Genomic DNA, 21,051 nt, shown 5'->3' with positions numbered 1-21,051 from the left:
TTTTTGTTTAATAATCACTTCCCAATAAGAAATCATGGATACCCTGTTCAGCCTCAAAGTGTTCCGCCAAGTGGTCGAAAACGGCAGCTTCACCCGCGCCGCCGACCATCTCGGCATTTCCAACGCCATGGCCAGCAAACACGTCAGCCATTTAGAAAACACCTTACAAGCCAAACTCTTACACCGCAACAGCCGCAACCTCCATCTTACCGAAACCGGCGAAGAATACTACCGCCAATGCTGCCACGCCCTCGAAACCCTTGAAACCGCCGCCCAAAAAGCCGCAGGCGTTACCGAAAAACCGCAAGGCATCCTGCGCATCACCATGCCGCAATGGTTTGCCAGCCCGCGCGTCAGCCGCTGGATCAGCGAATACAAACAACGCTATCCCGAAGTATCCCTCGACTTGGTACTCAGCAACCGCCACACCGACCTCATCGCCGACGGTTTTGACCTCGCACTACGCGTCTCCAACGACCCCGGCCCCTCGTTGATTGTCAAACCCTTGGCCGACATCCAGTTTTTCTTGCTCGCCTCGCCCGATTACCTGCGGCGGAACGGCGTACCGCAAACCCCCGAAGAAGCCGCGCAGCACCCCGCAGTGCTGCCTTCCTACACCGACATGAGCCGCCTCGAAATCCAACACAAACACAACGGCCAACGTAGCCTGCTCGAACTCAACGCAGCCATACACAGCGACAGCACCCTCATGGTCGGCAGCCTGATCCGCGCTGGCGCCGGCATCGGCTTCCAACCTGAATGGTGCGTCTGCGAAGACCTAACCGCCGGCAGAGTAGTGCGGCTGCTGCCCGATTATCATTTCCTGACGGCAAAACTTTATGCCGCTTATGTGGATCGTGCTTTTTTAAGTGCGAAGGTAAGAAGTTTTATTGATTTTTTGAGTGAGAAGGTTAAGGAGTGATTGGTAAAGGCCGTCTGAAAATTCAGACGGCCTTTTGTCATATCTACACTGGGTAAAGATATTTATTTTGCTATATTGTAAAAGTATGCATACCTGTCACATTACTGAAATACCACGCTTCTCTGATGTTTTATTGGCTTCATTGTTGTTCAAATAAAAGTGGGTTTCATTAAGTGTTATTAAGCTGATGCAGCTAATCTTTCGGCATATCCAAGAAAATATTTTGGACATTTTAGTTTCAAACAAGAAGGTACGAAAAAAATGATGATTAAAAAAATCATATATACAACCATTTTATCAATCCCGTTGTTGGCTTACCCGAGTACCTATAAGGGTAAGAACACCAATACGTATATCAAGGTAAAGCATTTAGAAAACGGAAATAATATTGCATTCAATATTTATTCATCTTCAAAGGGAAAACGTTCCGAGCTATTAAAAGGGGTTGCAAAATTAAAACCGGGAGATGTTGAAACTGAGTCAGATCAAAATACTATGGAAATTTATGAAGTAGACGAATATATTTATGATCAAAAAAACTGCTATATATTGATGCGTCTAGAATCTGAAAACGGCAAGAGAGGTTCTCTTTTTACTGAGTGTCCTAAGAAAAAAGAATTAAGAAATCTTGAATTTCCGATTTTGAAAATTAAGTAAGAGTATATGATGTTTTGGTCGGTTTATAGCGGAAAAAGGTGTAAATGAATTTATCAGTAAGAAAAAGAAAAGTGTAAACAATGCCAGCATTTGCTCAACAAAAAATAGGCCGTCTGAAAATTTTCAGACGGCCTTTAGTCATACCGGTTGCTACGGTTCAACCCAATCAATCAAACGCCAGCTTATCCCCATCCGCTTTCACATGAATCACGCTTTCAGGCTTATATTTGCCTTCGAGCAGAGCCAAGGCCAGCGGGTTTTCGATTTCCGCTTGGATGGCGCGTTTGAGCGGGCGTGCGCCGTACACGGGGTCGAAGCCTGCTTTGGCGATTAGATCCAGTGCGGCATCGTCGACTTTGAGATGCAGGTTCTGTGCGGCAAGGCGTTTTTCCAAGCCTTTGAGCTGGATTTTGGCGATGCTGCGGATATTGGCCTGATCCAAGCCGTGGAACACGACCACTTCGTCGATACGGTTAATCATTTCAGGGCGGAAGTGTTCTTTCACGTCTTCCATGACCACTTCTTTCACGGCTTCGTAATCCGATGTGCCCATTTGCTGGATGTGGTGGCTGCCGATGTTGGAAGTCATCACGATCACGGTGTTTTTAAAGTCCACCGTGCGGCCTTGACCGTCGGTCAAGCGGCCGTCGTCCAACACTTGCAGCAGGATGTTGAACACGTCGGGGTGGGCTTTTTCCACTTCGTCGAGCAGGATCACGCTGTAAGGTTTGCGGCGGACTTGTTCGGTTAGGTAGCCGCCTTCTTCGTAGCCGACATAGCCGGGAGGCGCGCCGATTAAGCGGGCAACGGCGTGTTTTTCCATGTATTCCGACATATCGATGCGGATTAAATGGTCTTCGCTGTCAAACAGGAAGCTCGCCAAGGCTTTGCACAGTTCGGTTTTGCCGACACCGGTCGGGCCTAAGAAGAGGAAGCTGCCGTATGGTTTGTTGGGGTCGGCCAAGCCGGAGCGGGAGCGGCGGATGGCGTTGGAAACGGCGCGCACGGCTTCGTCTTGTCCCACCACGCGGTTGTGCAATACTTCTTCCATTTTCAAGAGTTTGTCGCGTTCGCCTTCCATCATTTTGCTTACCGGAATGCCGGTCATGCGCGATACGATTTCGGCCACTTCGTCCGCGCCCACTTTGGTGCGGAAGAGTTTGTTGGCCTGCTGCTCTTGCGGATTGTTTTCCAGCGCTTGCAGCTGTTGGCTGAGTTTGGGCAGTTCGCCGTATTCCAGTTCGGATGCGCGGGCGAAGTCGCCTTGGCGTTTGGCCTGCTCGATTTTGACTTTGATGTCGTCGATTTGTTTTTTGATGTCGGCGGTGCCGGCGGAAGCGGCTTTTTCGGCTTTCCAGATTTCGTCCAAATCGGCGTATTCTTTTTGCAGGCCGGCGATTTCTTCGTCGATTAAATCGAGGCGTTTTTTGCTGGCATCGTCGCTTTCTTTCTCAACGTGCATTTTTTCCATTTTGAGTTGGATGATGCGGCGGTCGAGTTTGTCCATCTGCTCAGGTTTGGAATCCAATTCCATTTTGATGCGGCTGGCGGCTTCGTCGATCAAATCAATGGCCTTATCGGGCAGAAAACGGTCGGTGATATAGCGGTTGCTCAATTCCGCAGCAGCGACAATGGCCGGGTCGGTGATGTCGATGCCGTGGTGGATTTCGTAACGCTCCTGCAAGCCGCGCAGAATGGCGATGGTGTCTTCCACGCTCGGTTCGCCTACCAATACTTTTTGGAAGCGGCGTTCCAGCGCGGCATCTTTTTCGATGTATTGGCGGTATTCGTCCAAAGTAGTGGCACCGATACAGTGCAGTTCGCCGCGGGCAAGGGCGGGTTTGAGCATATTACCCGCGTCCATCGCGCCGTCGGTTTTGCCCGCGCCAACCAAAGTATGGATTTCATCAATGAAAATCAGCGTGTTGCCGTCGTCTTTAGCCAAATCGTTTAAGACGGCCTTTAAGCGTTCTTCAAACTCGCCGCGGTATTTGGCACCGGCAATCAATGCGGCCAAATCAAGCACCAGCAGGCGTTTGTTACGCAGGGAATCGGGCACTTCGCCATCGACGATGCGTTGAGCCAAGCCTTCAACAATGGCGGTTTTACCCACGCCGGGCTCGCCGATTAACACCGGGTTGTTTTTGGTGCGGCGTTGCAATACTTGGATGGCGCGGCGGATTTCGTCGTCGCGGCCGATCACGGGGTCGAGTTTGCCTTCGCGGGCGCGCTGGGTTAAGTCGGTGGTATATTTTTTCAGGGCTTCGCGTTGGTCTTCAGCGTTGGGGTTATCCACAGAGGCTCCTCCTCGTACCGCGTCAATGGCGGCGTTGATGTTTTGTTCGGTGGCTCCGGCATTTTTCAGAATTTTACCGGTGCTGTCGTTTTGCTGTACCAATGCCAGTGGGAACAGTTCGCTGGCGATATAGGCATCGCCGCGTTTCATGGCGGCTTTGTCCATCAGGTTTAAGACGGCCTGTAATTCGCGGCTGGGCAGGATTTCGCCGCCGGTGCCGGATACTTTGGGCAGGCCGTTTAAGGCTTGGGTAAGTTGTTGTTTTACTTGCGGCACGTTTACACCGGCGTGCGAGAGCAGAGCGGCAGTGCCGCCTTCGTTATCGTCGAGCAGGGCTTTCAATACATGGCCTGCTTCGAGATAACTGTTGTCGGCAGCCAAAGCCATGCTTTGGGCATCGGCCAGCGCTTGTTGGAATTTTGCGGTTAGTTTGTCGAATCTCATCTGTTTTCTTTCTTTAAAGTTTGTGTATTGTTTAGATGAAAGCTATATGGGTTCGCCTGTGGGTAAGTCAATATCTTTTCTATCAAACAGATTGAAATATTTTATAAATTTATGAATATTAATAAAATATGCTTGTGGATAAGTTTGGTATGCCTCTACAGGAAACGCGGCGGATTGTGTGTAAAGTCCGTCTGAAAACCGTGTTTGATGTATAATCCGCCACTTGATTTTTATGATTGCCGTTTCAGACGGCCTCTGTTTGAACAGGCCGTCTGAAATCTTATTTAAAGAGAACAAAATGAATAAAAAACGTGTTTTAACCGGAGTAACCACCACCGGCATTCCGCATTTGGGCAACTACGTCGGCGCTATCCGCCCTGCGATTGCAGCCTCGCATGCGCCGGATACCGAATCTTTCCTGTTTCTCGCCGATTACCACGGCATTATCAAATGCCATGATCCCGAGCTGATTCACGAATCCACCCAAGCCGTTGCCGCCACTTGGCTGGCTTGCGGTTTAGACCCCGAAAAAACCACGTTTTACCGCCAGAGCGACATTCCCGAAATCATGGAGTTGAACTGGATTCTGACCTGCATCACCGCCAAAGGTCTGATGAACCGCGCCCATGCCTACAAAGCGGCGGTGCAGGAAAATTTAGCAAAAAGAATTCAGCGTACGTTTGGGATTAATGGAAGTTACCAAGAGTATGAATGGGCTGATTTAAGATTGTCACAAGAGATTCAAAATTTATTTAATTATCAAACAGATTCAATAATCTCAAATTCATACAAATTATTATGGGATTTTCTCGCTGACATAGATGAATATTTACCATCTGGAATAATAACTATTCCAATATTGGAAGACTTTGAAAAAGAGTTTGTAGAGATTCCTTTTGATGATAGTGGAGCTTATCAAATTAGGAATAAATCTGTTGATGAATTGAGAAATTTTTTCAAAAAATATGGTTATCTTTTGGATTTGAATGATGATGGTATCGAGATGGGCTTGTACAGCTACCCGATTCTGATGACTGCCGATATTTTAATGTTTAACGCGCAAGAAGTGCCGGTGGGCCGCGACCAAATCCAACATGTTGAAATGGCGCGCGATATTGCAGGCCGTTTCAACCACCGCTTTAAAGAAGTGTTTACGCTGCCCGAAGTGAAAATCGACGAAAACGTAGAATTGCTGGTGGGCTTGGACGGCCGCAAGATGAGTAAGAGCTACGGCAACACCATTCCGCTGTGGGAAAACGATAAGAAAACCCAAAAATCGGTGAATAAAATCATTACCAACTTAAAAGAACCGGGCGAACCGAAACAGCCCGACGAAAGCCCGTTGTTTGAGATTTACAAAGCCTTTGCCACGCCTGCCGAAACCGCCGAATTCACGCAAATGCTGGCCGAAGGCTTGGCGTGGGGCGAAGCCAAAAAAATGCTTGCCGCGAAAATCAATGCCGAATTGGCCGAACCGCGCGAACGTTACAGCGCCTTAACCGCCAACCCCGCGCAAATCGAAGATATTTTGCAGGCAGGCGCACAAAAAGCCCGGAAACAGGCGCGCGTGCTGCTTGATCAAGTGCGCGATGCCGTGGGTATCCGGGCTTTGAAATAAGATTTGAAACGAAAAGGCGTTGAACCTGAGTTTGGCGAAGGGATTATTCGTCTTCAGGCTCGGGTTTGATGTCTTCCAAATGCAGCCTTTTGTTTTCGATTTCACAATCGCTTAAGGGATGGTCGGAATAAGTAACCAAATCATCTACTGAATCTTCGATAATCAGTTCGCGTTCTTCGGCTTCCATTTCTTCCGCAGGCGTGAGGTCGAATGTGCTGTCTTGTTCGGTCGGTTTCATACAGGCTCCTTTTGTTTTATTGGCGTGGGGGATTTTCAGACGGCCTCATTTTAAACTTGATGAGGCCGTCTGAAAAAGCATTTAGCAAATCTTAATCTTGCCTTACATCTTGATGTTTTTCGCATTTTTTCAGCCGATGTGATATCGGAAAACCCTTACCCGAGCTTTATCGGTTTTCAAAAAGGAATGAATGATGACTCCCCAAACCGTACTTGATTTTTGGTTCGATGAACAAAACCGGCCGTTTTGGTTCAGCAAAAGCGATGAGTTTGATGCGGAAATCCGCAGCCGCTTTGCCGATGTGTGGCGGCAGGCGGCTTATTCGGAGCTTTACAGCTGGCGCGACACGCTGCATGGTCGTTTGGCGGAAATTATTGTGCTCGACCAATTTTCACGCAACCTGTTCCGCGACAGCCCTATGGCGTTCGCGCAGGATAATATGGCGGTGGCGCTGGCGCAGGAAGCTGTGCAGCAGCCGGGTTTTGCCGGGATGGAGTCTTCCGAACGTCACTTTATGCTGATGCCGCTGATGCACAGCGAAAGCCGTGCGATTCACGAACAGGCGTTGGCATGGTTTGAACGCTATACCACACCCCATGCGCTTGAATTTGAAATCAAACATAAAGTGATTATCGACCGCTTCGGCCGCTACCCGCACCGCAATGCCGTTTTAGGTCGGGAAAGCACCGAAGAAGAAATCACCTTTCTGCAAGAGCCGGGATCATCGTTTTAACTACAATTAATTGAAACCTTTGCCATCCCCGTTTTGCAGCGCACCGAGCAGAAACGTTGCGCAGAGAGGGCTTTGTAAAGGTTTCCGGCTGTTCCGCATGATGAAATGTGCGGGCAGGATAAACCGTCAACCAGCAATTTATCAGGAGTATTCATGACTAAAATCGCTCTCGTTATCGGCAGTTTGAGCCGCAAATCCATCAACCGAGCAGTTGCAGAACACATTACCGCCCAAGTGCCCGAAGGTGTGGAAATCGAAGAAGTAAACATCGGTGATCTGCCGCTTTATACCCAAGACCTCGACGGCGAGAACGTACCGGCTTACGAGCGCGTGCGTGCCCAGCTGAAAGCCGCCGATGCCGTGCTGATGGTCAGCCCCGAACATAACCGCACCATGCCGGCGGCTCTGAAAAACCTCATCGACATCGCTTCGCGCCCCAGCGGTCAAAGCGTATGGGCAGGCAAAAAAGTGGCTGTTGCCACCGCTTCGCCCGGCAGTTACGGCGGCATCAATGCGGCCTTACACATCCGCCAAAGTTTGCAGGCGATGGGCGCGGATGTGCTGATTGCGCCCGAAGTATTTCTCAGCCGTGCATCCGCTGCGTTGGATAACGGCAAAGTGGCAGACGAACGCACGGCAGGCTTCTTAAATAAATTCGCCGCCGCGTTTTATGCTTGGGCGGCAAAATAAAACCGAAAACACCGCCGGTAACGGCGGACATCGGTGTTTTACGGGTTGCTTTACTTTGTGGGCGGAACAGCTGAACCATGATAGGCCGCATTTTACGCATTGTTTTTTTAGTCGCCTTGCTTGGCTTGGCGGTTAACCGCTTACTTAACCGCAAACATAAACGGGCAATACACGAGACAGTGCAAACCGGAGCGTGGGTGCTGCTGGCAGCATCTGCGTTGGCTTTGGGCTGGTATGCGTTGGCGGCAGGTTGAAGTTTGAGACACCATATAGCAAATAAACTTATTTTTGATGCAAAACGGCAAGCCGTGCGACGCCGTAGCAATGAAGTTTATTGGCGATAACCAACCGCCGTCTGAAATGTTCAGACGGCCGGAGATTTTTGCAAAACCGCTTATCTGCGGTTTGCTGTTTTGCATTAATAATAAATGGATTGACCATATAGGATATGCCTGCACTCGTTCACATCCGAAGGTTTTGCAAAGGTCTTTTCGGGTTACACCACTCTGTTTTGTTTGTTTTCCAAAATTTCCCAGCGTTCCAATTTTTCCAGCAGCAGCATTTCGATTTCTTCCGCACGCGTTTGCAATGCACCGGCTTGTTCGTAGTCCTTAAAGACTTCGGGGTCGGAAAGGCGGGTATTGATTTCTGCCTGTTCGGCTTCAAGCGCAGCGATTTCTTCGGGAAGGGCTTCAAGCTCGCGCTGCTCTTTGTAGGAGAGTTTTACGGTGCGGTTGGCTTTGGGTTTGCTCTTTTCGGCGGCAGGTTCTGCGGATTTTTGCTCTGAGGTCGTCTGAATTGATTGTTCGCGTTTTTTGGCATCGAGATAGTCTTCATAACCGCCGATATATTCTTTCAGACGGCCTTCGCCTTCAAACACAATGCTTTGCGTGATCACGTTGTCTAAAAACATCCGGTCGTGGCTGACCAAGAATACCGTGCCTTGATAATCTCGCAGTAATTCTTCGAGCAATTCCTGAGTTTCGATATCCAAGTCGTTGGTTGGTTCGTCGAGCACGAGAATATTGGCCGGACGGGTAAACAGTTTGGCCAGCAGCAGGCGGTTGCGTTCGCCGCCGGACAGCGATGATACGGGGCTTTGTGCGCGGGCGGGGTGGAAAAGGAAGTCTTCCAAATAGCTCATCACATGCTTTTTTTTGCCGCCGACTTCCACATAATCGTTGCCTTGGCCGAGAGTATAAAACACGGTGTCGTTTTCGTTCAGCGCACTACGAAACTGGTCAAAATACGCGACTTCCTGTTTGCTGCCCAAACGGATTCTGCCGTAAGTGGGTTGCAGCTCGCCCAAAATCAGCTTCAGAAAAGTGGTTTTACCGATGCCGTTGGGGCCGATAAGGCCGATTTTGTCGCCGCGCTGGATCACGGTGGAGAATTTGTCCATGATGATTTTGTCGCCATATTGGAACGAAGCGTGTTCGAGTTCGGCGATGATTTTGCCGCTTTTTTCACCGGCATCCAGTTTGAAGTTGACCTGTCCTTGGCGTTCGCGGCGGGCGGCGCGCTGTTTGCGCAGTTCTTCCAAGCGTTTGACGCGGCCTTCGTTGCGGGTGCGTCGGGCTTCGATGCCTTTGCGTATCCATGCTTCTTCTTGGGCGTGAAATTTGTCGAACAGGCGGTTGTGCTCGGCTTCAACGGCCAATTCTTCGGCTTTTTTCTCGCTGTATTTGGAAAAGCTGCCGGGGTAGGAGCGCAGTATGCCGCGGTCTAATTCGACGATGCGGTTGGCGATATTGTCGAGAAAGCGGCGGTCGTGGGTGATGACGACGATGCTGCCGGAAAATTGCTGTAAAAGGTTTTCCAGCCACAGAATCGCGTCGATATCGAGATGGTTGGTCGGCTCGTCGAGCAGCAGCACATCGGGCTTCTGCACCCATGCTTGGGCTAAGGCCAGCCGTTTTTTCTGGCCGCCTGAAAGGTTGGCGATGGTTTCGTTTTCGGGCAAGCCGATTTCGCTGATGGTTTGTTTGATGGCGGCATCGAACTGCCAGCCGTTTTGCACTTCCAATTTGGTTTGCAGTTCGTTCAGCTCTTTCAGCAAGGCTGCGTTTTCGCCGTTTTCGAGTTGCTGGCTGACATGATGGTAGCGGCGCAAGATGTCGCGCAGGCTGCCCAGCCCGTCGGCCACTACATCGAATACGGTGGCTTGCGGGTCGAAAAAAGATTCTTGCGGCACATAAACGGTTTTCAGGCCGTTTTGTAGGATGAGTTGGCCGTCATCTGCTTTTTGCACACCGGCGAGAATTTTCAGAAAAGAGGATTTGCCCGCACCGTTGCGGCCAATCAAGCCGATTTTTTCGTCGCTGTCGAGTTGGAAAGAGGCTTTGTCTAAAAGGGCAACGTGGCCGACAGCAAAGGATAGGTTTTCTGCTTGCAGGATGTTCATAATATCGGGTGTACAAAAATGGGTTATTTTAACTGATTTTGGCAAACGAGGCCGTCTGAAATGGTTTTCAGACGGCCTCATCTCATCGGCGGGAAGGTTTACAGCAACACTTTTTCAATACCGCCGTTATTGGCTTTTTCAACAAATTCGTTTTGCCAGTTGTCGCCGAGGATGTGTTTTGCCATTTCCACCACGATGTAGTCGGCGGGCATGGCGTTGTCGTCGGTGTAGCGGCTCAAACCTTGCAGGCAGGCGGGGCAGGAGGTGAGCATTTTGACCGGCTCGCCCTGCGGCAGCTGCTTGAGGTTTTTCTCGATTTCTTCCTGCTTGCGGAATTTTACTTGTGTGGCGATGTCGGGGCGTTTGACGGCAAACATGCCCGATTCGCCGCAGCAGCGGTCGCTCAACACCACTTCTTTGCCCATCAGTTCGCTGGTCATTTTGGTAGCATTCATGGTTTTGATGGGGCTGTGGCAGGGGTCGTGGTAGAGATACTGCTGACCCGTGATGCCGTCGAGCTTGATGCCTTTTTCCAATAAAAACTCATGAATATCAATGATGCGACAACCGGGGAAAATGTCTTCGAAGCGGTATTTTTCCAGCTGGTCGTAACAAGTGCCGCAGCTCACGATCACGGTTTTGATGTCGAGGTAGTTTAAGGTGTTGGCCAAACGGTGGAAGAGCACGCGGTTTTCGGTGGTCATCTGTTCGGCTTTGTCTTTGTTGCCGCCTGCGTCTTGCGGATAGCCGCAGCAGAGGTAACCCGGCGGCAGCACGGTTTGTACGCCGGCATGCCAGAGCATCGCTTGCGTGGCCAGTCCGACTTGGCTGAACAGGCGCTCGGAACCGCAACCGGGGAAGTAGAACACGGCTTCGCTGTCTTCGGAAAGCTGCGGGTTACGGATAATCGGCACGGTTTTGTTGTCTTCGATGTTCAACCAAGCGCGGGCGGTTTTTATCGGCACATGGCGCGGCAGCGGGCGGTTGATGAAATGCACCACTTGCTCTTTAATCGGCGAGCCGCCCGTGGTGGCTTTTGGGGCTTTTTTCAGACGGCCTGCACCGATGTGGGCTTTTTTGCCCCAGTTGTAGGCCATATTCTGAAATTTGAAACCGGCTTCCACCACGCCTTTGCGCAATACTTGGATGGTGCGCGGGTCTTTGGCGTTGAGAAAAGCCATGCCGGCGGCCACGGCGGGGTTGAACTTGCGTTTGCCGGCTTTGCGCAGATAGTTGCGGATGGCCACGGTTACGTCGCCGAAGTCGATGTTGACGGGGCAGGGCTTCACGCAGCGGTGGCATACGGTGCAGTGGTCGCCGACATCGTTCAGTTCGTCGAAATGGCGCAGCGATACGCCGCGGCGGGTTTGTTCTTCGTATAAAAACGCTTCGGTTAGCAAGCCGACACCGAGAATTTTGTTGCGCGGGCTGTACAGCAGGTTGGCACGCGGCACATGGGTGCTGCACACGGGTTTGCATTTGCCGCAGCGCAGGCAGTCTTTTACCGATTCGGCGATGGTGCCGAGGTCGGACTGCTCCATAATCAGCGATTCCACGCCGAGCAGCTCGAACGAGGGCGTGTAGGCGTTGCGTAAATCCGAGCCTTTCATCAGTTTGTGGCGGTTGAAGCGGCCTTGAGGATCGACTTTGGCTTTGTAGTCCCAGAAGGGCTGCATTTCTTCGTCGGTTAAAAATTCGAGTTTGGTAATGCCGATGCCGTGTTCGCCGGAAATCACACCGTTTAAGCTGCGGGCGATGTTCATGATGCGTTCCACCGCTTTGTGGGCGGTTTGCAGCATCTCGTAATCATCTGAATTGACAGGGATATTGGTGTGGACGTTGCCGTCGCCCGCGTGCATGTGCAGGGCAACGAACACACGCCCGCGCACCACGCGGCTGTGAATCTTAGCCAAGCCTTCCATGATTTTGGTGTCGGCCTTACCGCTGAAGATTTCAGACAGGGGTTTCATGACGTCGGCTTTAATCGACACGCGCAGGCGGAAATCGCGGAAAGCGATAAAACTGCTTTCTTCGTCTTTCGCTTCGGGAGCGGCGTGAACGGCATGGCCGTAACGCTGTTTGTATTCGGCCAACGGTGCGTCGAGATTGGCGAGCAGCCATTCCCAGCGCTCTTTAACCGATTGAACGTGTGCCAATGCGTGTTTGGCGCGTTCGCCCAGCAATTCGTTGCTGGGCAGGTCGGTGCCCATTTTATCGACGGGCAGGTTGCCTTGCAGATATTGGATTAAGGCTTCGCACAAGGCCAGTTTGTTTTTGATCGACAACTCGATATTGATACGCTCGATGCCGTCTGAATACTCGCCCAAGCGTTCGAGCGGAATCACCACGTCTTCATTGATTTTAAAGGCATTGGTGTGTTTGGCGATGGCGGCGGTGCGGCTGCGGTCGAGCCAGAAGGTTTTGCGCGCTTCGGGGGTAACGGCGATAAAGCCTTCGCCGTCGCGGGCTTGCGCCAGTTTGACGATATGCTCGGCGGCATCGGCGACGGCGGCCTCGTCATCGCTCACGATGTCGGCAATCAGCACCATTTTCGGGCGGCCTTTGCCCGCCGCTTTGGTGGCATAGCCGACCGCGCGCACATAACGCCAGTCGAGATGTTCCAAGCCCGCCAGCTGTACCTGTTCGTGGCCGAGCAGATAATCGCGGATTTCTACGATAGACGGAGTGGCGTTGGCGACTGTGCCGAAAAATTCCAAACAAATGGTGCGGATGTGTTTCGGCATGGTGTGCAGCACAAAGGCCACACTGGTGATGATGCCGTCGGTGCCTTCTTTCTGCACGCCGGGCAGGCCGCTGAGGAATTTGTCGGTAACGTCTTTGCCGAGGCCGACTTTGCGGAATTGGCGGCCGGGGATTTCCAGCCGTTCGGTTTTAACGACAAGGCGGCCGTCTGAATCCAAAGTATGCACATCGAAAACGGCGGTTTCTTCGTCGTGGATTTTGCCGAAGTTGTGGCGCACACGCTCGATTTTCAGCCATTCGCCTTGCGGGTTGACCATTTTCCAGTAGGCAAGGTTATCGAGCGCGGTACCCCATAACACGGCTTTTTTGCCGCCCGCGTTCATGGCCACGTTGCCACCCACGCAGGAAGCATCGGCGGAAGTAGGGTCAACCGCAAACACGAGCTTGTTGGTCGTGGCGGTTTCTTCCACCCGCCGCGTTACCACGCCCGCGCCGCAATGGATAATCGGGTGTTTGCCTTCCAAGCCGGGCAGTTCCACATATTCCACGCCGTTGTGTTTGTCGAGTTTTTCGGTGTTGATGACCGCGCTCATGGCATCGAGCGGTACCGCGCCGCCGGTATAGCCTGTGCCGCCGCCGCGCGGAATGATGGTTAAATCGAGTTCGATTAAGGCTTTCACCAAAGGCGCGATTTCGTCTTCGGTGTCGGGGTTGATGACCACAAACGGATATTCCACGCGCCAGTCGGTCGCATCGGTAACGTGTACCACGCGGGCGAGGCCGTCGAACATGATGTTGTGTTTTTTGGTGATTTTGGACAAGCGCGCCAGAATCTGTTCACGCTTTCTGCGGGTGCTTTCAAAGCTTTCGTCGAAACGCTGAACCGCCGCTTCTGCCGCCTGCAACAGTTCGGATACCTGTTCGTTGTTGTCGCGGCGTTTTTGGATTTCGTTCAAACGGTGGCGCATCTCCCGCACCAGTGCGGCAAGGCGGTTGGGGTGGTCGAGCAGGTCGTCCACCAGATAGGGGTTGCGGGTAACGACCCAAATATCGCCCAATACTTCAAAAAGCATCCGTGCCGAACGGCCGGTTCTGCGTTGGCCGCGCAAGTCCTGTAATACGTTCCACGCTTCCGAACCCAGCAGGCGGACGACGATTTCGCGGTCGGAATAAGATGTGTAGTTGTAGGGGATTTCGCGTATGCGTTGCTGTGTGGCTGTGGTCATGGCGGGCGGTTCCGTATCATTCTTTTTTAAACTGTGCGGCAAGCGTAAGTTTTTTATCCGTAACAGTTTATTTTTTATTTAAGGATTCAGACGGCCCGAATCAGGCCGTCTGAAAAAATGTTCATGTAAACAAAATCGTAATTTAATGTAATTCCGATTGTTTTTCAATGGAAAAATATGGCTGAACATTATGCAGCGCGTTCATAAAGACGGCATTTTTGTCGACAATTGCGGTATTTTTGTGCGCCTCAGGCAACAGGCTATTGGTATTTTCACACAAAGCGGCTATAATGCAAGGCTTACGGCGGGTCTCCCCGCATGGTAATTCGGAACAACGGGTCAGGGGCGGAAGCCAGCAGCCCACTCTGATGCGCCAGTGCCGGGGGTTGGGCTCGCCACCCTTTACCAAACACCGACGGCTTGTCTGAGCCGTCGGTGTTTTACTTTTCAGACGGCCTTAAGAGCAAGGCTCGGCCTTTTGCTTTATATATTATTAAGTAAAGGCCGTCTGAATGATTTTGTTTTTATTGGGAATATCTGCCATGTCGGTTAACCATTATGAAAACTTCCCCGTCGGGTCTTTGGTATTGCCCTGTCGTTTGAGAAAGCCGGTTCATGCCGTGTATGCGTTTGCGCGCACGGCAGACGATATTGCCGATGAGGGCGATGTGCCCAACGAAAAGCGTTTGCAGGAATTGGATAATCTGCGGCAGGAATTGGACAAAATTTCGCGTGGCGAGACGCCGCAAACCGATCTGATGCGCCGCTTGCAGCGTGAAGCTTTGCAGCCGTTTGCCATCCCTTTGCAGCCTTTTTACGATTTGCTGTCGGCCTTTAGTCAGGACGTAGTGAAAAAGCGTTACCGGCATTTCGGCGAGTTGGTGGACTACGCGCGCCGTTCTGCCAATCCGGTGGGGCGCATCATGCTGCATCTTTACGGAGAAACCGACCCGCGCAGCATCGCCGAGAGTGACGGCATTTGTACGGCCTTGCAGTTGATTAACTTCTGGCAGGACGTGGCAATCGATTGGCAAAAAGGCCGCGTTTACATTCCGCAGGAAGATTTGGAAAAGTTTGGCGTAACCGAAGCGCAAATCGCTGCACGCAAAGCCGATTTCGCCTTTCAGCGCTTGATGGCTTACCAATGCGGGAGGGCGCATCAGATGCTGAAAGCCGGTTCTCCGTTAGCAAAAACTTTGAAGGGGCGCATCGGTTTTGAGTTGCGTATGATCATTCTCGGCGGCCAGCAGATTTTGAACAAGCTGGATGCCGAGCGTTACGATGTGTTCAACCGCCGCCCCAAACTGCAAGCGGCCGACTGGTGGAAAATTGTGAAACGAGCGGTGTTGAAAAAGTGATGCCGTGTTTGATGTTTGTTGATTGAATTTAGGCCGTCTGAAAGCTCGTGCAGTTTGTTTTCAGACGGCCTGATACTTTTCACTTTCGCGAAAGATACGGAGTATAATCCCGCGATATTTTCCCGCATCATTTTTTATGTCTGTCCAAACCCACCGCATCAATCACGAACCTGCTTTTCTGCTCACCGCCAAGCCGTGGCGCGAGAGCAGTTTGTGGCTGGAAGTGTTCAGCCGCCGCTACGGGCGCGTGGCTTTGCTGGCACGCAGCGCGCGCAAACGGCAGAGCGAATTGCGCGGCGTGCTGGTGCCGTTTGTGCCGATGAGTGCCTCGTGGTATGGTTCGCAGGAATTGAAAACCCTGCACCGTGCCGAATGGCTGGGCGGTTGGCGGCAGCCGCAGGGCAGGGCGCTGTTTAGCGGTTTGTATGTGAACGAGTTGGTGTATAAACTCACCGCCCGCGAAGATCCGCATCCTGCCCTTTACGATGCGCTGCATACCGTGATGCAGACGATTGCCAACGAAGCCAACCATGTTGCCGCCTTGCGCCGTTTTGAGTGGACGTTGTTGACCGAACTCGGCTTTGCCCCTGATTTGCACCAAGACGAACACGGCGAGGCGGTTATTGCGGAACGCCGCTACTGGCTGCGCCCCGAGCACGCACCGCTGCCGCTCGAGCAGGCAAACGGTTTGCCGCCGGCTGAAGCGGAAGGGATTGCGGTGGACGGCAGCAGCCTGATCCAGCTTCGTAACGGCGAGTTTGAAAACGGCGAAAACATGCAGCAGGCACTACGGCTTACCCGTATGTTGTTGGACTTCCGCCTGCCGGAGGGCATCAAATCGCGGCAGGTATTGCAGCAGATGCAGCAGTTTCAGACGGCCTGATTTAGGACGGCAAATATCACGGCTCGTCATACTCGGGCTTGACCCGAGTATCTTTCGACGTGGGTGGTTTTTAAGTCGACTGATAAACAGGCCGTCTGAAAAGACAAAACACGAAAGGATTTCCCATGTTGTTAGGCGTAAACATCGACCATGTTGCCACCCTGCGCAATGCACGCGGCACCATTTATCCCAGCCCGCTTGAAGCCGCGCTGATTGCCGAAACCCACGGCGCAGACCTGATTACCCTGCATTTGCGCGAAGACCGCCGCCATATCAAAGATGCCGACGTGTTCGCCATCAAACAGGCCATCCGCACACGCATGAATCTGGAAATGGCCTTAACGGAAGAAATGCTGGAAAACGCTTTGCAGGTGATGCCCGAAGACGTGTGTATCGTGCCTGAAAAGCGCGAAGAGGTAACTACCGAAGGCGGCTTGGACGTGCTGGCGCAGCAAGACAAAATCGCCGAGTTCGCCAAAACCCTCACCGATGCCGGCATCCGCGTTTCCCTGTTTATCGATGCCGATGAAGCCCAGATTCAGGCGGCACGCGATGTCGGCGCGCCGGTAATCGAACTGCACACCGGCGCGTATGCCGATGCCGAAACGCCGCAAGAGCGTCAGGCGCAATTGCTGCGGATTGAAGAAGGCGCGAATTTCGGCAGCGATTTGGGGTTGGTGGTAAACGCAGGCCACGGCCTGACTATCCACAACGTCAGCCCGATTGCCAAAATTCTGGCCATTCACGAACTGAACATCGGCCATTCGCTGATGGCTCAGGCAATTTTTATCGGCCTGCCCGAAGCCATCCGCCAGATGAAGGAAGTGATGTTCAGAGCACGCTCGCTGCCTTATTGATTGAGACTGATTCAGGCCGTCTGAAATAACCATTCAAAGGAAACACCATGATTTACGGAATCGGTACCGACATCGTTGCCCTGAGCCGCATCGAAAAGCTGCATAAAAAATACGGACAAGCCTTTGCCGAACGCCTGCTCAGCCGTATCGAACTGCTCGAATATCCGCAAGCCGGCCGCCCCGTGAATTTCTTGGCCAAACGCTTTGCCGCCAAAGAAGCCTTTGCCAAAGCCGTCGGCACCGGTATCCGTTCGCCCGTCAGCCTGCGCAACATCGGCATCGGCCATGACGCATTGGGCAAACCCGAGTTTCATTGCGAACCAGAACTGCAAAAATGGCTGAAAGAAAAAGGCATCAAGCGCGTGCATCTGAGCATGAGCGACGAAGAAGACAAGGTGCTGGCTTTTGCGGTAGCAGAGAAATAATAAAGAGAGAGATAATAGAAATTATGGATGATGAAAAATCAAAATTCATACATATAAATAGCTCAATACCTTTTTGGAATTGGCTGTCTTATTTGTTTTGTTTGTTTTTGATTTGTTTTATAACAGGGATATATCTTGTTTTAAGAGGAGGGAGACCATATCTCGATGGCTTGTATGCTTTTGTTCTTTCTCCTTTGATTTCTTTTTATGTATTAGATTATATATTGATACGGTATTTAAGAGAGGATGTGCCAAAATTATGTGAATTATTGGATATTAATTATTATATTGATTCTAAAAGAAACATATTTTTTCAGGCTAAATCTAATCTCATATTTTCTAGTGTGGATAAATATTTTATTTATATTTCATTACTTACAATTTGGTATGCTGGATTAGGGCCTAGAGCTGTTAGCAACTATGATGCTTGGCAATTTTGGTTATTAGCTTTTTTAATAATATTTTATTTGATCTATATTAGTTGTTATTTGGCATTAAAGTTTATTTTTATATTTTGTATTAAAAATTTAGATTTGAATCAGCCCATTCTAAAACAAAATCGAGAAAAAATTTTTAAACTTAAATCTATGTTTATAATTTTTTTAATATCTTTAATGTTTTATATTTTTATGGATTGTGCTGATTTTATAGCAATAAAAATAGCTGCCTCAAACGTTAAATCTAATTAAAGGAAACGCAATATGATCAATTCAGTGATTACCGTGATCGGCAAAGACCGTGTCGGCATCGTGTACGACGTGTCTAAACTGCTTGCCGAAAACCAAATCAACATCCTCAACATCAGCCAACAACTGATGGACGATTTTTTCACCATGATTATTTTGGTTGACACGGCAAGATGCCCGAAAACCCGTCAGGAAATGCTGGATCTGTTTGCAGAAGAGAGCAAAAAACTCGCGCTCGACATCCGTATGCAAAACGAAGAAATTTTCAACGCCATGCACCGCATTTAAAGGATTGAAACCATGACAACCAGCATTCAATCCAGCGAAATATTAGAAACCGTGCGCATGGTGGCCGACCAGAATTTCGACGTGCGCACCATCACCATCGGCATCGACCTGCACGACTGCATCAGTGCCGACATCAACATCCTCAACCAAAACATCTACAACAAAATCACCCGCATCGGCAAAGATTTGGTGAAGACCGCGCAATACCTTTCCGCCAAATACGGCGTGCCGATTGTAAACCAGCGCATTTCCGTCACCCCGATTGCCCAAATCGCTGCGGCTACCCACGCCGATTCGTATGTGAGCATCGCCCAAACGCTGGATAAAGCAGCCAAAGACATCGGCGTGTCGTTTATCGGCGGTTTTTCCGCATTGGTGCAAAAAGGCATGTCGCCGTCGGACGAAGTGCTGATCCGCTCCATTCCCGAAGCCATGAAAACCACCGATATCGTGTGCAGTTCCGTCAATATCGGCAGCACGCGCGCCGGCATCAACATGGACGCGGTAAAACTGGCGGGCGAAATCATTAAAGAAACCGCCGAAATCACGCCCGAAGGCTTCGGCTGCGCCAAAATCGTTGTTTTCTGCAACGCCGTCGAAGACAACCCCTTTATGGCCGGCGCGTTTCATGGCGCAGGCGAAGCCGATGCGATTATCAACGTCGGTGTATCAGGCCCCGGCGTGGTTAAAGCTGCTTTGGAAAACACTTACACGCACACGTTGACCGAGGTGGCCGAAGTGGTGAAAAAAACCGCTTTTAAGATCACCCGCGTCGGCGAATTGATCGGACACGAAGCCAGCAAAATGCTCGGCATTCCGTTCGGCATTCTCGATTTGTCGCTGGCTCCCACGCCTGCCGTCGGCGATTCGGTAGCCCGCATCCTCGAAGAAATGGGCTTGAGCGTGTGCGGCACCCACGGCACCACCGCCGCCTTAGCCTTGCTGAACGATGCCGTAAAAAAAGGCGGCATGATGGCCTCAAGCGCAGTCGGCGGCTTGAGCGGCGCGTTCATCCCCGTTTCCGAAGACGAAGGCATGATTGCCGCCGCCGAATCGGGCGTGTTGACTTTGGACAAACTCGAAGCCATGACCGCCGTCTGCTCCGTAGGCTTGGATATGGTAGCCGTGCCGGGCACGACTTCCGCCGCCACTATTTCCGGCATCATCGCCGACGAAGCCGCCATCGGCATGATCAACAGCAAAACCACCGCCGTGCGCATTATCCCCGTGCCGGGCAAAGACGTGGGCGACAGCGTAGAATTCGGCGGCCTACTCGGATACGCACCGATCATGCCCGTGAAAGAAGGCTCGTGCGAAGTGTTTGTGAACCGCGGCGGACGCATTCCTGCGCCTGTGCAGTCGATGAAGAATTGATTGGTTCGTATGGGTTAAAAGGCCGTCTGAAAATATTTTCAGACGGCCTCTTGTTTAATTTCAACTTAAAAATTGCCAAAGCCCGTATTTCCCATTATCAAGCAGGTGAAGCCGTATAAGCGGGAGTAACCTCGGGTATGTTTTTCTGCATAGCCTGCCATAAGTCATAGTCGGCCTGTTGGTGCAGCCAGCTTTCAGGGCTGGGACTGTCGTCTCCCAGCCATTTATGCAGGCGAATGGCCATATCTGCGCTGATGCCCGCCTTGCCGTTTAGCAGGCGCGATAAGGTAACGCGGGAAACGCCCAGCTGCTTGGCGGCTTCGGTTACGCTCAAGCCCAATTCGGGCAGGATGTCTTCACGGATAACCTCCGCAGGATGGGGGGGGGTGTGCATCAACATAATCTTGCTCCTAATGGTAATCCTGATAATCCACGATTTCGGCATGGCCGTTTTCCAGCTTGAAAGTAACGCGCCAATTTCCGTTTACTTTCACACTCCAATGATTTTTCAAATCGCCGGAAAGCGGGTGCAGATTCCAGCCGGGAATATTCATATCAGACGGCACGCTTGCCGCATTCAATCGGGCGAGGATGCGGGCAAGTTTGGCGGCATGAGCAGCTTGTATGCCCGACTTGCTGCCTGTTTTGTAAAACCGTTCCAGCCCTTTGTGTTGAAAGGAAATAATCATGGTTGTATCGCTATTGTTTACGTCAATTGTATCGTTACTGTTTACATAAATCAACCTGCCTAGAGATTGTATTTAATATTAAGGCCGTCTGAAAATATTTCAGACGGCCTCTCGGCTTTATTTGGCTTTTATATATCCAAACTTTCTTTAGTTGCCGCTATTTCGGCTTTGCATTGATCCAACGATACGCTTTCAAGTTTTGGACGGCCTACAAATGCGCCGAAGCCTACACTTGCTTTAACGCATTGGATTTCATTGGCGCGCAATGGAATGGTTACGCTGCGGCGGGCTTCGGTTTTCGCCCAAATCTCGTATTCGCCGGGGGCTAATTCTTTGCTGAGATAGCCGCCGTTGCGGATATTGCCGATTTTGTGTTCTCCTGCATAAACATCGTAATGAATGGCGCTACCTTTCAAAGAAGGCGAGCGGTATACATATAATTTGCTTTGGCCTTCGGCAGGTGCTTCGAGAGAAGAAAAAGATTTACCGGTTGCACCGCAGGCAGCCAAAAGAATAGACAGGGTGCTGAAAGAAAGTATCTTTCCGATTGTCATTGCTAG

General features: G+C 51.1%; 19 protein-coding genes, 1 other RNA gene and 2 pseudogenes. 15 read left to right on the top strand and 7 right to left on the bottom strand.

The window, feature by feature from the left end; translation table 11 throughout:
• The first annotated feature begins 34 nt into the window (after positions 1-34).
• Together CKV66_RS07795 and CKV66_RS07790 are read left to right on the top strand one after the other, a co-directional pair.
• A complete protein-coding gene (locus CKV66_RS07795) occupies positions 35-922 on the top strand; it encodes a LysR family transcriptional regulator (protein ID WP_085362496.1) in 888 nt (295 codons plus the stop codon).
• Between the two features lie 261 nt (positions 923-1,183).
• On the top strand, positions 1,184-1,579 hold the full coding sequence (locus CKV66_RS07790) for a hypothetical protein (protein ID WP_231990470.1): 396 nt from the start codon (positions 1,184-1,186) through the stop codon (positions 1,577-1,579).
• A 166-nt stretch (positions 1,580-1,745) separates the two neighbouring features.
• On the opposite strand, the gene clpB is transcribed toward CKV66_RS07790, so the two are convergent.
• Positions 1,746-4,319, bottom strand: coding sequence for an ATP-dependent chaperone ClpB (gene clpB / locus CKV66_RS07785; RefSeq protein WP_085362497.1), 2,574 nt, complete (start codon positions 4,317-4,319; stop codon positions 1,746-1,748).
• Between the two features lie 232 nt (positions 4,320-4,551).
• Here clpB and CKV66_RS07780 point away from each other — a divergent pair.
• Positions 4,552-5,091, top strand: a pseudogene (locus CKV66_RS07780) (hypothetical protein); the annotation flags it as partial.
• 216 nt (positions 5,092-5,307) lie between these two features.
• Positions 5,308-5,937: pseudogene (gene trpS, locus CKV66_RS07775) on the top strand (tryptophan--tRNA ligase); the annotation flags it as partial.
• Positions 5,938-5,980: 43 nt separating this feature from the next.
• Here trpS and CKV66_RS07770 read toward each other — a convergent pair.
• The gene (locus CKV66_RS07770; protein WP_085362498.1) at positions 5,981-6,175 is read right to left on the bottom strand and encodes a hypothetical protein; all 195 of its coding nucleotides are present in this window, start codon (positions 6,173-6,175) and stop codon (positions 5,981-5,983) included.
• A 193-nt stretch (positions 6,176-6,368) separates the two neighbouring features.
• Here CKV66_RS07770 and CKV66_RS07765 point away from each other — a divergent pair, with 193 nt between their 5' ends.
• The 3 genes from CKV66_RS07765 (at position 6,369) to CKV66_RS12295 (ending at position 7,852) form a co-directional block, all read left to right on the top strand.
• The gene (locus CKV66_RS07765) at positions 6,369-6,908 is read left to right on the top strand and encodes a DUF924 family protein (protein ID WP_197697474.1); all 540 of its coding nucleotides are present in this window, start codon (positions 6,369-6,371) and stop codon (positions 6,906-6,908) included.
• Positions 6,909-7,061: 153 nt separating this feature from the next.
• The gene (locus tag CKV66_RS07760) at positions 7,062-7,598 is read left to right on the top strand and encodes an NADPH-dependent FMN reductase (RefSeq protein ID WP_004284312.1); all 537 of its coding nucleotides are present in this window, start codon (positions 7,062-7,064) and stop codon (positions 7,596-7,598) included.
• A gap of 77 nt (positions 7,599-7,675) precedes the next feature.
• Positions 7,676-7,852 (top strand): protein MIGRI, encoded by a 177-nt coding sequence (locus CKV66_RS12295; RefSeq protein WP_169709790.1) that lies wholly within the window; start codon positions 7,676-7,678, stop codon positions 7,850-7,852.
• A gap of 242 nt (positions 7,853-8,094) precedes the next feature.
• Here the strand turns inward: CKV66_RS12295 and CKV66_RS07755 are convergent, their stop codons facing one another.
• Together CKV66_RS07755 and CKV66_RS07750 are read right to left on the bottom strand one after the other, a co-directional pair.
• Positions 8,095-10,002: an ATP-binding cassette domain-containing protein gene (locus CKV66_RS07755; RefSeq protein ID WP_085362500.1), complete on the bottom strand. Its 1,908-nt coding sequence runs from the start codon at positions 10,000-10,002 to the stop codon at positions 8,095-8,097.
• A gap of 98 nt (positions 10,003-10,100) precedes the next feature.
• Positions 10,101-13,931 carry a DUF3683 domain-containing protein gene (locus CKV66_RS07750; protein WP_085362501.1) on the bottom strand — a complete coding sequence of 1,277 codons (3,831 nt, stop codon included), beginning with the start codon at positions 13,929-13,931 and terminating at the stop codon, positions 10,101-10,103.
• Positions 13,932-14,234: 303 nt separating this feature from the next.
• Between CKV66_RS07750 and ffs the strand changes: the two genes are divergently transcribed.
• The 8 genes from ffs to CKV66_RS07710 all read left to right on the top strand — a co-directional run bounded on the left by ffs (position 14,235) and on the right by CKV66_RS07710 (position 19,802).
• An RNA gene (gene ffs, locus CKV66_RS07745) (signal recognition particle sRNA small type) lies at positions 14,235-14,331 on the top strand.
• Positions 14,332-14,473: 142 nt separating this feature from the next.
• Positions 14,474-15,289: a squalene synthase HpnC gene (gene hpnC, locus CKV66_RS07740; RefSeq protein ID WP_085362684.1), complete on the top strand. Its 816-nt coding sequence runs from the start codon at positions 14,474-14,476 to the stop codon at positions 15,287-15,289.
• 136 nt (positions 15,290-15,425) lie between these two features.
• Positions 15,426-16,172, top strand: coding sequence for a DNA repair protein RecO (gene recO / locus CKV66_RS07735; RefSeq protein ID WP_085362502.1), 747 nt, complete (start codon positions 15,426-15,428; stop codon positions 16,170-16,172).
• Between the two features lie 125 nt (positions 16,173-16,297).
• A complete protein-coding gene (gene pdxJ, locus CKV66_RS07730) occupies positions 16,298-17,029 on the top strand; it encodes a pyridoxine 5'-phosphate synthase (protein ID WP_085362503.1) in 732 nt (243 codons plus the stop codon).
• 47 nt (positions 17,030-17,076) lie between these two features.
• On the top strand, positions 17,077-17,454 hold the full coding sequence (gene acpS / locus CKV66_RS07725) for a holo-ACP synthase (protein ID WP_085362504.1): 378 nt from the start codon (positions 17,077-17,079) through the stop codon (positions 17,452-17,454).
• Complete coding sequence (locus CKV66_RS07720; protein WP_143773777.1) at positions 17,364-18,143, top strand: hypothetical protein; 780 nt, start codon at positions 17,364-17,366, stop codon at positions 18,141-18,143. Before acpS ends, CKV66_RS07720 begins: the two co-directional genes overlap by 91 nt.
• A gap of 12 nt (positions 18,144-18,155) precedes the next feature.
• Entirely contained in the window at positions 18,156-18,428 is a 273-nt protein-coding gene (locus CKV66_RS07715) for an ACT domain-containing protein (RefSeq protein WP_085362506.1), read from the top strand.
• 12 nt (positions 18,429-18,440) lie between these two features.
• Positions 18,441-19,802: a PFL family protein gene (locus tag CKV66_RS07710; protein ID WP_085362507.1), complete on the top strand. Its 1,362-nt coding sequence runs from the start codon at positions 18,441-18,443 to the stop codon at positions 19,800-19,802.
• Between the two features lie 97 nt (positions 19,803-19,899).
• On the opposite strand, the gene CKV66_RS07705 is transcribed toward CKV66_RS07710, so the two are convergent.
• The 3 genes from CKV66_RS07705 to CKV66_RS07695 form a co-directional block, all read right to left on the bottom strand.
• On the bottom strand, positions 19,900-20,202 hold the full coding sequence (locus CKV66_RS07705; protein WP_085362508.1) for a HigA family addiction module antitoxin: 303 nt from the start codon (positions 20,200-20,202) through the stop codon (positions 19,900-19,902).
• A gap of 10 nt (positions 20,203-20,212) precedes the next feature.
• On the bottom strand, positions 20,213-20,491 hold the full coding sequence (locus tag CKV66_RS07700) for a type II toxin-antitoxin system RelE/ParE family toxin (protein WP_085362509.1): 279 nt from the start codon (positions 20,489-20,491) through the stop codon (positions 20,213-20,215).
• Between the two features lie 128 nt (positions 20,492-20,619).
• Entirely contained in the window at positions 20,620-21,045 is a 426-nt protein-coding gene (locus CKV66_RS07695) for a DUF2846 domain-containing protein (RefSeq protein WP_085362510.1), read from the bottom strand.
• Positions 21,046-21,051: the final 6 nt, after the last annotated feature.

Origin of the sequence: Neisseria zoodegmatis, from assembly GCF_900187305.1 — a bacterium.
Taxonomy (GTDB): Bacteria; Pseudomonadota; Gammaproteobacteria; order Burkholderiales; family Neisseriaceae; genus Neisseria; species Neisseria zoodegmatis.
This window is presented reverse-complemented; position numbering and strand designations above follow the sequence as displayed.

Coding starts and splice junctions, on each gene's coding strand:
- CKV66_RS07715 (WP_085362506.1), top strand. CDS start 18,156: ATGATCAATTCAGTGATTACCGTGATCGGCAAAGACCGTGTCGGCATC.
- CKV66_RS07750 (WP_085362501.1), bottom strand. CDS start 13,931: ATGACCACAGCCACACAGCAACGCATACGCGAAATCCCCTACAACTAC.
- CKV66_RS07790 (WP_231990470.1), top strand. CDS start 1,184: ATGATGATTAAAAAAATCATATATACAACCATTTTATCAATCCCGTTG.
- CKV66_RS07795 (WP_085362496.1), top strand. CDS start 35: ATGGATACCCTGTTCAGCCTCAAAGTGTTCCGCCAAGTGGTCGAAAAC.
- acpS (WP_085362504.1), top strand. CDS start 17,077: ATGATTTACGGAATCGGTACCGACATCGTTGCCCTGAGCCGCATCGAA.
- CKV66_RS07755 (WP_085362500.1), bottom strand. CDS start 10,002: ATGAACATCCTGCAAGCAGAAAACCTATCCTTTGCTGTCGGCCACGTT.
- hpnC (WP_085362684.1), top strand. CDS start 14,474: ATGTCGGTTAACCATTATGAAAACTTCCCCGTCGGGTCTTTGGTATTG.
- CKV66_RS12295 (WP_169709790.1), top strand. CDS start 7,676: ATGATAGGCCGCATTTTACGCATTGTTTTTTTAGTCGCCTTGCTTGGC.
- CKV66_RS07720 (WP_143773777.1), top strand. CDS start 17,364: ATGGCTGAAAGAAAAAGGCATCAAGCGCGTGCATCTGAGCATGAGCGA.
- pdxJ (WP_085362503.1), top strand. CDS start 16,298: ATGTTGTTAGGCGTAAACATCGACCATGTTGCCACCCTGCGCAATGCA.
- recO (WP_085362502.1), top strand. CDS start 15,426: ATGTCTGTCCAAACCCACCGCATCAATCACGAACCTGCTTTTCTGCTC.
- CKV66_RS07695 (WP_085362510.1), bottom strand. CDS start 21,045: ATGACAATCGGAAAGATACTTTCTTTCAGCACCCTGTCTATTCTTTTG.
- CKV66_RS07760 (WP_004284312.1), top strand. CDS start 7,062: ATGACTAAAATCGCTCTCGTTATCGGCAGTTTGAGCCGCAAATCCATC.
- CKV66_RS07770 (WP_085362498.1), bottom strand. CDS start 6,175: ATGAAACCGACCGAACAAGACAGCACATTCGACCTCACGCCTGCGGAA.
- CKV66_RS07700 (WP_085362509.1), bottom strand. CDS start 20,491: ATGATTATTTCCTTTCAACACAAAGGGCTGGAACGGTTTTACAAAACA.
- CKV66_RS07710 (WP_085362507.1), top strand. CDS start 18,441: ATGACAACCAGCATTCAATCCAGCGAAATATTAGAAACCGTGCGCATG.
- CKV66_RS07765 (WP_197697474.1), top strand. CDS start 6,369: ATGACTCCCCAAACCGTACTTGATTTTTGGTTCGATGAACAAAACCGG.
- CKV66_RS07705 (WP_085362508.1), bottom strand. CDS start 20,202: ATGTTGATGCACACCCCCCCCCATCCTGCGGAGGTTATCCGTGAAGAC.
- clpB (WP_085362497.1), bottom strand. CDS start 4,319: ATGAGATTCGACAAACTAACCGCAAAATTCCAACAAGCGCTGGCCGAT.